Origin of the sequence: Paraburkholderia sp. RL17-381-BIF-C (genome assembly GCF_046026435.1) — a bacterium.
In the GTDB taxonomy this organism is placed as follows: Bacteria; Pseudomonadota; Gammaproteobacteria; order Burkholderiales; family Burkholderiaceae; genus Paraburkholderia.
In genome coordinates, this window is sequence record NZ_JARESX010000038.1 from 58695 (window position 1) to 66722 (window position 8028).

12 protein-coding genes and 1 tRNA gene are annotated in these 8028 nt (G+C 60.0%); all 13 read right to left on the reverse strand.

What is annotated here, in order from left to right; translation table 11 throughout:
• Positions 1–103 precede the first annotated feature (103 nt).
• Positions 104–655: a hypothetical protein gene (locus tag P0D70_RS22645; RefSeq protein WP_408186110.1), complete on the reverse strand. Its 552-nt coding sequence runs from the start codon at positions 653–655 to the stop codon at positions 104–106.
• A gap of 29 nt (positions 656–684) precedes the next feature.
• Positions 685–1173, reverse strand: a complete 489-nt coding sequence (locus P0D70_RS22650; RefSeq protein WP_408186111.1) for a TubC N-terminal docking domain-related protein — start codon at positions 1171–1173, stop codon at positions 685–687.
• On the reverse strand, positions 1170–3389 hold the full coding sequence (locus P0D70_RS22655; protein WP_408186112.1) for an AAA family ATPase: 2220 nt from the start codon (positions 3387–3389) through the stop codon (positions 1170–1172). Before P0D70_RS22655 ends, P0D70_RS22650 begins: the two co-directional genes overlap by 4 nt.
• Positions 3386–3718 carry a hypothetical protein gene (locus P0D70_RS22660; protein ID WP_408186113.1) on the reverse strand — a complete coding sequence of 111 codons (333 nt, stop codon included), beginning with the start codon at positions 3716–3718 and terminating at the stop codon, positions 3386–3388. The genes P0D70_RS22655 and P0D70_RS22660 overlap by 4 nt, the downstream gene beginning before the upstream one ends.
• Positions 3711–3923, reverse strand: coding sequence for a hypothetical protein (locus P0D70_RS22665; protein WP_408186114.1), 213 nt, complete (start codon positions 3921–3923; stop codon positions 3711–3713). Before P0D70_RS22665 ends, P0D70_RS22660 begins: the two co-directional genes overlap by 8 nt.
• Positions 3913–4143, reverse strand: a complete 231-nt coding sequence (locus P0D70_RS22670; RefSeq protein ID WP_408186115.1) for a hypothetical protein — start codon at positions 4141–4143, stop codon at positions 3913–3915. The genes P0D70_RS22665 and P0D70_RS22670 overlap by 11 nt, the downstream gene beginning before the upstream one ends.
• Complete coding sequence (locus tag P0D70_RS22675; protein ID WP_408186116.1) at positions 4136–4420, reverse strand: hypothetical protein; 285 nt, start codon at positions 4418–4420, stop codon at positions 4136–4138. Before P0D70_RS22675 ends, P0D70_RS22670 begins: the two co-directional genes overlap by 8 nt.
• A gap of 362 nt (positions 4421–4782) precedes the next feature.
• Positions 4783–5094, reverse strand: a complete 312-nt coding sequence (locus P0D70_RS22680; RefSeq protein ID WP_408186117.1) for a transcriptional coactivator p15/PC4 family protein — start codon at positions 5092–5094, stop codon at positions 4783–4785.
• A complete protein-coding gene (locus P0D70_RS22685; protein ID WP_408186118.1) occupies positions 5091–5324 on the reverse strand; it encodes a helix-turn-helix transcriptional regulator in 234 nt (77 codons plus the stop codon). Before P0D70_RS22685 ends, P0D70_RS22680 begins: the two co-directional genes overlap by 4 nt.
• Before the next feature lie 88 nt (positions 5325–5412).
• Positions 5413–5976: a helix-turn-helix domain-containing protein gene (locus tag P0D70_RS22690; RefSeq protein WP_408186119.1), complete on the reverse strand. Its 564-nt coding sequence runs from the start codon at positions 5974–5976 to the stop codon at positions 5413–5415.
• Between the two features lie 105 nt (positions 5977–6081).
• A complete protein-coding gene (locus P0D70_RS22695; protein WP_408186120.1) occupies positions 6082–7293 on the reverse strand; it encodes a tyrosine-type recombinase/integrase in 1212 nt (403 codons plus the stop codon).
• Between the two features lie 166 nt (positions 7294–7459).
• Positions 7460–7534, reverse strand: a tRNA-Arg gene (locus P0D70_RS22700).
• Between the two features lie 249 nt (positions 7535–7783).
• Positions 7784–7975, reverse strand: a complete 192-nt coding sequence (locus P0D70_RS22705; protein ID WP_007175738.1) for a rubredoxin — start codon at positions 7973–7975, stop codon at positions 7784–7786.
• Positions 7976–8028 lie beyond the last annotated feature (53 nt).

Here is an 8028-nt window from a genome sequence, read left to right on the forward strand (position 1 = left end):
GAGCAATAGGCCGATTGCAACGCGAACGAAAATAGCGGCGAAGGCGCAAAGCCTTGCCGCTATTGGATTTGAAGGAGACGGGTATTGGTTTGTTGGGGCGAAACTACGGCTGGTCGACCTGCGCAGATTGCGCAGTCAGTGAAATCACAGAGAAGCTCCAGTCTTTCAGGGAGTGTCGACGGATTGTTTGATGCGACCAGTCTTGCTCGAATACCGCGTTGAGCTTGACGCGAATGGCCTTGGACACGATTTCCTCGCTGGGGATCTCGCCGGTCTTTACGAAGTGCTCGTTAGCCCATTCATCCGCCATGCGCGCGGCCGCGTCGCGGACGACCTGGGCGCCGGACGTAGGACGTTGGGCTTTGGGATTTGCCGCAATTGTTTCGACCGTTACTTCGATGCCGCTTCCCATGGACGCCAGCCACCGATTCAGCTCGACTAGGGAAACGACACCGGTTGTCAGCGCGCCGACGATCGCGCCGGCATCGCCCGCTCGAATCGGTAGCCCGCCGGTGGACGAGCAAATTTTCAGGTCGCCGCGAAGGAAGCCTTGTAGCAGTTCCTGATTCCATCGCGAGGCCAAGCCGGACTCGTGAGGATCCGTTTTCGGCTCGACGGTGCGAGCAATAGCCGCCGCTGCGTCGGCGATCCGCATCGCGAGCTGCCTCGGCCTACCCGATGCCGTCATCGATCGTACCTCCATGAGCGTTTGGCGGCGACTTCCCACGCAGCCGCAGCCGCGCGAACAACTCGAAGTCGCTCAGCGAAGTAGGCTAGGTCGGACCGCAGCGTCGAGACCGGTTGACGCTCTATCGTCTGCACGATGATGTCATAGTCATCGTCTCGCCATCGCTCCAGCTTCGCCAACTCGTCGACCACCTCAAACAGCTCGCGCTGCATTGCCTTTAGTTGGGCATGGTCGACATATGGCCCCCAAGGCAAATACAAGCCGCCGTCAGGATGACGCAGCGCGCCCGCGCAGTCGGCCGGCACGGAGTTGGGGTCATCCGATGCCGCGCGCAAATAGGTCAGGACCTCCGGCTTGTGCGCCGCGATGTCAGGCTTGATGGCAGCGATCGCGTTCGCTGGGCCGCGCATCTTGACAATGTCGCCGGCGAGCCAAAGGCGCACCCCAAGCGATTGCGCCTTGCTCAAAATGTGGACAATGCTCATATGCCATCCTCCGTCTCGCCAGCCTCAGATTCCGAAGAAATCCCCGAAGATGTCACTCCGTCCGTGTTGGCATCTTCGGCGCGAGAACCTAAATCGACCGCCCGCAAACCCGCGTGGTTACGGAAGGTGCCACGGCTCCCCGAAGGTGCCAACGTATAGAGAGTGGCAACTTCGGTGGCACGTTCCGGACCTGGCATCTTCGGGAGGGCCCATTGCCAACCTTCCTTCATGCCGATCTTTCGCTTCTCTACCCCCAATGTGTCTGCGGCACGATGCATGGTCCGCCAGGCGTATCCCGCTTCGTCCGCATCCTTACGAATCTGCTTGGAGGACATCGGCCCATCGGAAAGCAGGCCTTCCAGGAACTCGGCGGCCGCTACTCGTTCAGTCTTGGCTTCGTCGTCTTGCTGCTCCACGTCGCCGAGGATCTCTCGAGCCGTACCTTCGATCATGTCGCCCCAAACAACCCGGCTCGCCTGGATGCCATTGGCGTCAGCCATTTCAAGGGTATAGCTCACTCCGCCGTCGTCTGGTGCAATGTTGGATTTGGCGCGCGCGAGAATGCGGCGCTCGGCTGCCTCGTCCTTGCCGGCGACGAGCACCATGCGGGCGAGCGCGACGAACGCTTGGGAGCCGATCACCCGCTCAGCCGGCGAGCTGCCCTTGGTGCCCTTCGCGAAGTGACTGATACCCAGCACTGCACACCGGTAGCTCGCAGCCATGTCAACCAGCGCTTGCAGGTTGCGCCGAACATCGTTGACGCGGTGCGCGTCGCCGGAAACGGCAGACACGATCGGGTCGACTATCATCAAAGCCGCGCCACCCATGTCCGCCAGGCGCTCAGCCAGCAGCGGGATGTCGCACGACGGATCAAAGGCTTGTAGCTCGCCGCTTTCGTCCAAGCGGTTGCTGACGAAGTGGACCTTGAAAAGATCCGCCCCCGCAGCGCTCAGCCTCGGGGCGAGCACGGTGGAAATATCGTCCTCGCCGGACCAGATAAGCACATTTCCGGGTGCTCGGCACTTCGAGCCATCAGGCCATGCGCCGCCGGTTGTGACGGCTGCCGCCAAGGCGATAGCGAGTGTTGTCTTGCCAGTTCCCGGCGACCCTGCGAGCAAGCTCAGCATGCCGACAGGCAACCAATTTGGCCAGAGCCACTTGATTTCTTCCTGAACCACGTCCGCCGCACATGTCAGGATGACTTGCGCCGAGTTACGCTTGCGTTGGTCCGCTACCCCTCCCGGTGCCGTGGCGGCGTCAACGCAACGACGCAGCGCGTCCAGACCGTCGAGCGCGTGGAGGTCGTTGAAGTCGCTCGACCGGTCGGGGCGATCGGGGCCGAAGTCTGGGACTGCGAGCGATGCGCCGACCGCGCGCGCAGCTTCCAACGCTTTCGTCATCCCCGGATTGCCAGCGGTTTCCGTGTCGTCGTCAGCGCAGATCACGATGCGGATCCGCGGATACTTTGCCCGCCATGCCTTTGCGACGTTCAGCAGGTTGCCAGCGTTCATCGCTGCGGCCACCGGGAAACCAGTCGCCTCGTGGAGGCTGCAAGCCGTCGCGAAGCCTTCGGCGATCAGCAATGGAGTGCTGGCGTTCGGCTTCACGCCGGCCGTCACCGCCGCAAAGCAACCGCTAATGCGCCCGCCAGTCTGGAATGTCTTGCTTCCGTCCGCCTGGATGTACTGAGCGGAATGGTGGGCACCGTCTACGTCCTGAATCTTGATGACGAGCTGCTCGCGCAGTTGCTTCGCGCCGTATGGCTTGATCTTCTTCGAACGGATGTAGGCATGGTCGGTGTGGACCTTGCCCGCCTTGTCCCATAGATCCCGCGCCTTATCTGCGGCCTCGGCTTGGATGCGCTCATGCTGCTCGGCGGCTGCTTTCGCTTCCTGCTCGCGCGCAGCCCGCCGCCGCGTCCTTTCGGCGGGATCGATTGACTTGAGCGGTTCATTCTCAGTGTAGCCGTGGGTAATGGCTTCTTTGAACAGTGAGGCAATGGTTATGCCGCCGGCCTTGAACGACCGCCAGACGGCCTTCGCGTCTGCTTCGCTATAGGTCTCGCCGGTCTTCGACCATTCATCCCAAAGGTCAAAGCCGCCCTCGCCAAGTTCAGCCTTGACAGCCATTCCCATCTGGACCCACGTGTCCCGCGCATCGGCCGGGACGTGGCTCAATGCCGCACGAATGCGATCCTCTTCAACGTACGCGCTCATGCGCCTCCCAGTGAGGAGTCCTCAGCGCTGTGCAAACGCCGAAATGGATGATTGGGCAGCGCAGCGGAGTAGCACTCAAAATGAGCGCCGAAGTCTTCGTGGTATTCGGTGAAGTCGCTATCGCGATCTTCACAAATACTCATGCCTACGCAGGCGAGGCGGTTTGCCAACGTGCCTTTCTCCGCCGCGGCTGCGATTGCCTCGAAGAGTGTTGCGATGTCCGAGAATGATCCCGCCGCGTAAGCGAATAAGCCACTAGCCATGCCGATGCGGCGTACAACTTCTTTGAGGTCGATTGGCTCGACGGCCGAGGGGTTGGTATCAGGCATGTTCGATCCCGTCAGCGATGCGATTGATACGGCCCGCGAGATCCGCCGCGAGTTCAAGTGCCGAGTCCTGCAATTCCTCATTCATGCAGCTGAAATGCTCGAAGCCACCACCGTAGCAAAGGTTGAGCAGCGCCTCGAGCTGCTTGGCCTTCGCGCCAATAGCGGACAGGCGCATACAGGCCAGTTCGGCGGAGTTATTGGGCATGGCTCACCTCTGCGAAGAAATCGGCTTCGGTCGCAGCGCGCTCACCGTAATTGGCCGTCAGCTCGGCTCCAATTTGAGCGAGCAAGAACACTTCGGTGGGGTCGCTGCCGGCCGCCATCTTCTCCAAGACTTCGAACAGCGCATTCGCTTGATTCAACGCTGTTACAGCGGCGGTTAGCTCATCTGCGGCCCGCTTTGCAATGTCAGTGCGGTTACCCATGACGCACCTCCGCATGCGATTGCCGGGCGATCGACAGTGCGATCTCGCGAGCGAAGGCATCGTTAAATGCAGCGTGGCGCTTCTCGTCGCCGGCGAAATCAGCGGTGCTCGCAATGAGACGTTGATAACGCTCGTCTCGGTATGCGCCAGCGCTCATCGGCACGCCGTGCAACCAGAGTTGCGCAGCGTTGCGACCGGCAGCCGCGAACAGCGGGAATTGTTGGGTGAGGGTATTCGGGAGAGACAGTTGCTCGAAACGAGCGAGGATGCGGCGCATGATGCGGCCTCCAACGTTTGTGTTGAAAGCCCGCTTCCCATCGCCAAATGGGTGGGCGGGCACTGAGCGGGGTTGGCGAACCGGAACGTTGGCACCGGCAGACCCGAAGGTCTCCCCACTCAGGCCCACCCATTGATCTTGGATGCGCACGAGGGCACACGGACGTAAAAAAACCGCACTGAGGCGGTTGTCCGCCAACATTCTCAGGTCGCCAAACCCGATCGGTATTGTCTTACCGATGTATGAAGGATAGGCGGGCGGGTTTACCGTCGTCAAGCGATATTTACGGGGACAGAGTTTACACGCTCCGCGCCGCACTGCTGTGACAGCGGCGTTCGGTAGCGAACGTTTGGCGAAGAGCATCAGTTTGCCTCCTTCGGATCGAAGGATTGCGCAGCCAACGCGATGCCGCGCAGCAGTTCAGGCGCGAGCGTGGGCTTGATCATGATGCCCTTGCTTGACGGCCGGTAATCGCCTTCGTCGGTCACGTACCAGACGCGAAGGTCGATGTAGGTGTTGCCGCGGTAGGTCTTCACGTCTACGCGGAGCCGCTCGCTTCCGTTCTTAACCGCGTCCAAAAAGCGAACAAGGTATTCGGAGCCGCTGCTAGAATTATCGGTGTCGTTCCGGCCTGCCTGGGCTTTGCCTTGGTGGGCTATTTTTTTGTCTGTCATGCCGCCTCTGCCCGGTAGTTGAGGGGATCAGCAAGCCAGCGATGAATTTCGCGGTTCTGCCAGACAGCGCAACGCTGAGTGAGTTGTTGGCGCTTTGGAAAGCGCCCGGCCAACTCGCGCTGCCGTATCGTTTCTCTACAGAGAGGAACGAAAACTTTGATCTGCTCCCAGCGCGACAGACCGTCGACCGGGAGAGTGGCGCCGATGGGCGCGTTTTCCTGCATCGCCATTGCTTGCACTCCTTGTGCGTCGTTGTGAGGAGTGCAGTTAAGCGGCGCAAGCCCCCATTGCGCCTAGGGGAATGTTTGATGCCTGAATCTATTTGGACTTGCGGGCAATGCCGAAAGGGTCTTGCGCGACCAGTGCAAGGGGCTTGCGGTCGGTTTGCGGCGCTGAGCTTTGCCCGATAATCTGGCTGAGGCGTTGACGACTTATGCCAAATTCTTCCGCGGTCTTTGTTTTGTTCCCGTCGTTGCGTTCGAGGGCGCTCACCATCGCCTGACGTCGATCTATCGGTGCAGATGTTCGCATCAATTCATGCGCAGCAATCTTGTTCAGCAACGGCGAGGCAGCCTCGATATTGTTGACGGCGAACCAGCGCAAGACATCACCAATCCGCGCCACCCAGTTTGCCGTGAGGGGACTATCAGGATCCTCTTCAAACTCACCGTTATGTACGTGATACGGCAACAGAGTAACTGGATGGAAAACCGCAATTTCTCCCCTTGAACCCGCCGCGATCAGCGCATTTGTTAGCCTCACGAAGCCTGATAGGTAGGCTTCTTGGTCTTCTACATCTGCATACACATATCCGACCACGATAAACAGCGGCGTCAGATGCCCAGGCAATTCGGCCGGCTCGCTAAAGATGTTTTCGTTCATCGCGCCCTCACGCACCCTTAAAAATTGATGCCGCGCCAGCAGGGTAAGGGAGCCCTGTTTTCGCCCCGGCGAGCTAGGCGCGGCAAACCAGTACGGACTGGTCCGTTATTCGTTGGAATCCCGGGCTTGGTCAAGTTGATCGGCCCAGTGCTGCATCATTCGGCGCCGCTCCGGCAGGTACTCGGCGTGCACGTACGCGGCGGTTACCTGATTGCGTTCGGCGTGCGCGAGCTGTCGGTCGACGACATCGCGGCTATAGCCCGACTCGCGCAGCACCGTAGCGGCAAGTCCGCGGAAGCCGTGGCCGGTCATTCGGGACTTGTAGCCCATGCGGTAAAGCGCAAACAGCATCGTGTTATTCGAGATGGGCCCTCGGGTACGGCCCTGCACGCTGTGAAAGACGTATTTCTCCCCGCCGTTCAAAGCGCGCAGTTCTTTCAGGACTTTGAGCGCCTGGCTTGACAGGGGGACGATGTGCGGATCTCGCATCTTCATGCGCTCGGCGGGTATTCTCCACTCGCGTGCTTTTTCGTCGATCTCAGTCCATGCCGCCTGGATCATCTCCGTCGTGCGGACGAAGGTCAGCGCCATGAAGCGCAGAGCGAGGCGTGTCACCAAGTCGCCCTGATAGTTGTCGATGTCCCGCATCAACTGCGGGATTTCAATAGGTTTAACGCGCGCCATGTGTTTCACGCCCGCGCCTTTCTTCAGCACGGTTTCCGCGTCTATGTCGGCGGCCGGGTTGCGTGAGCAGCGTCCCGTCATGATTCCGTACTGGAAAACGGCGCGGGATCGCTGCAATATTCGCTTGGCCGTCTCGCGGACGCCGCGCGCCTCGATCGACCGCACAATTTCCAGCATATGTGGCGCCTCGATGTCACCGATTGGTTTGGCTCCGATTTTTGGGAACGCGTCGACCTCCAGCGAATTGATCACTTTGCCGGCGTATAGCTCGGTCCACCCAGCTTTCTGCGATTCGAACCACTCGCGCGCGACCATCTCGAACGAAGATGCCGCTTCCAGAGCCCGGACGCGCTTGATTTCCTGCTTCTGTGCCGACGGGTCGATGCCATCTGCCAGTTGCTTTCGAGCCGCCAGACATGCTTGGCGGGCGGCGGCCAGCGATACTTCGGGGTAGACGCCGAATGCAGCGCGCTTTTCCTTGCCATCGAATCGGTACTTCATCCTCCAGTACCGGGATCCGTTGGGCATCACTTCCACGTAAAGCCCCTTGCCATCTGCAAGGCGATAGGACTTTTCAGCCGGCTTGGCTTTGCGGACTTGCATTTCAGTGAGAGGAGCTATTTGCTTAGGCATGCGTGGGGGCATCAATTTTTGGGGCATAAGGGGATGTCCCCACTGATGCCCCCAACGAATCCGGTTTGTACTCGGCGACCTTAGGCAATGATGGCAGCAAAAAGCCCCGCAGCGCAAGGCGTACGGGGCTTTTCTGGGCAAACTTGGGTGTTGCTGGGAAGCTACTTGGTCCCCCTGACAGGAATCGAACCTGTATCTAGCGCTTAGGAGGCACTTGTTCTATCCATTGAACTACAGGGAGAGGACCAAACCGGAATGATCACCGCAATCCCGCTACCGGACAAGGTCCGCGAGGATCGGACGAGTTCAGGTTCGCCAGCGAGCGCAGAGTATATCAAACCCGTCCGGGAGCGAGGAGAGCAGCAACAGCGCTACGGCGCCGTCCCATAAAGCAAGCGGCCCAGCAGGTTTAACCTGCTGGGCCGCACGAACCGCCGGCTTCCTTGCGCAGCGGACTACCGCCGCGCGCGAACAATCCGGTCAACCCGCTTCAGAACTCCACCACCGCGAATTCGGCCTTGCCCACGTCGCACAGCGGGCAGCGCCAGTCTTCGGGAATCGCGGCGAAGCGCGTGCCCGGCGCAATACCTTCTTCGGGCAAGCCTTCTTCCTCGTTGTAGATCCAGCCGCAAATGAGGCAGACCCAGCTCTTATATTCAGTCACTTCAATTACTTCGCTCACGACGTACTCTTTTCCAATTCAATGCAATGATCCACGCAGTCTGCCCCTTTTTT

What these genes read in the sequence shown, in the direction of transcription:
- P0D70_RS22645 (WP_408186110.1), bottom strand. Translation starts at nt 655, where the DNA reads ATGCGGATCGCCGACGCAGCGGCGGCTATTGCTCGCACCGTCGAGCCG.
- P0D70_RS22650 (WP_408186111.1), bottom strand. Translation starts at nt 1,173, where the DNA reads ATGAGCATTGTCCACATTTTGAGCAAGGCGCAATCGCTTGGGGTGCGC.
- P0D70_RS22655 (WP_408186112.1), bottom strand. Translation starts at nt 3,389, where the DNA reads ATGAGCGCGTACGTTGAAGAGGATCGCATTCGTGCGGCATTGAGCCAC.
- P0D70_RS22660 (WP_408186113.1), bottom strand. Translation starts at nt 3,718, where the DNA reads ATGCCTGATACCAACCCCTCGGCCGTCGAGCCAATCGACCTCAAAGAA.
- P0D70_RS22665 (WP_408186114.1), bottom strand. Translation starts at nt 3,923, where the DNA reads ATGCCCAATAACTCCGCCGAACTGGCCTGTATGCGCCTGTCCGCTATT.
- P0D70_RS22670 (WP_408186115.1), bottom strand. Translation starts at nt 4,143, where the DNA reads ATGGGTAACCGCACTGACATTGCAAAGCGGGCCGCAGATGAGCTAACC.
- P0D70_RS22675 (WP_408186116.1), bottom strand. Translation starts at nt 4,420, where the DNA reads ATGCGCCGCATCCTCGCTCGTTTCGAGCAACTGTCTCTCCCGAATACC.
- P0D70_RS22680 (WP_408186117.1), bottom strand. Translation starts at nt 5,094, where the DNA reads ATGACAGACAAAAAAATAGCCCACCAAGGCAAAGCCCAGGCAGGCCGG.
- P0D70_RS22685 (WP_408186118.1), bottom strand. Translation starts at nt 5,324, where the DNA reads ATGGCGATGCAGGAAAACGCGCCCATCGGCGCCACTCTCCCGGTCGAC.
- P0D70_RS22690 (WP_408186119.1), bottom strand. Translation starts at nt 5,976, where the DNA reads ATGAACGAAAACATCTTTAGCGAGCCGGCCGAATTGCCTGGGCATCTG.
- P0D70_RS22695 (WP_408186120.1), bottom strand. Translation starts at nt 7,293, where the DNA reads ATGCCTAAGCAAATAGCTCCTCTCACTGAAATGCAAGTCCGCAAAGCC.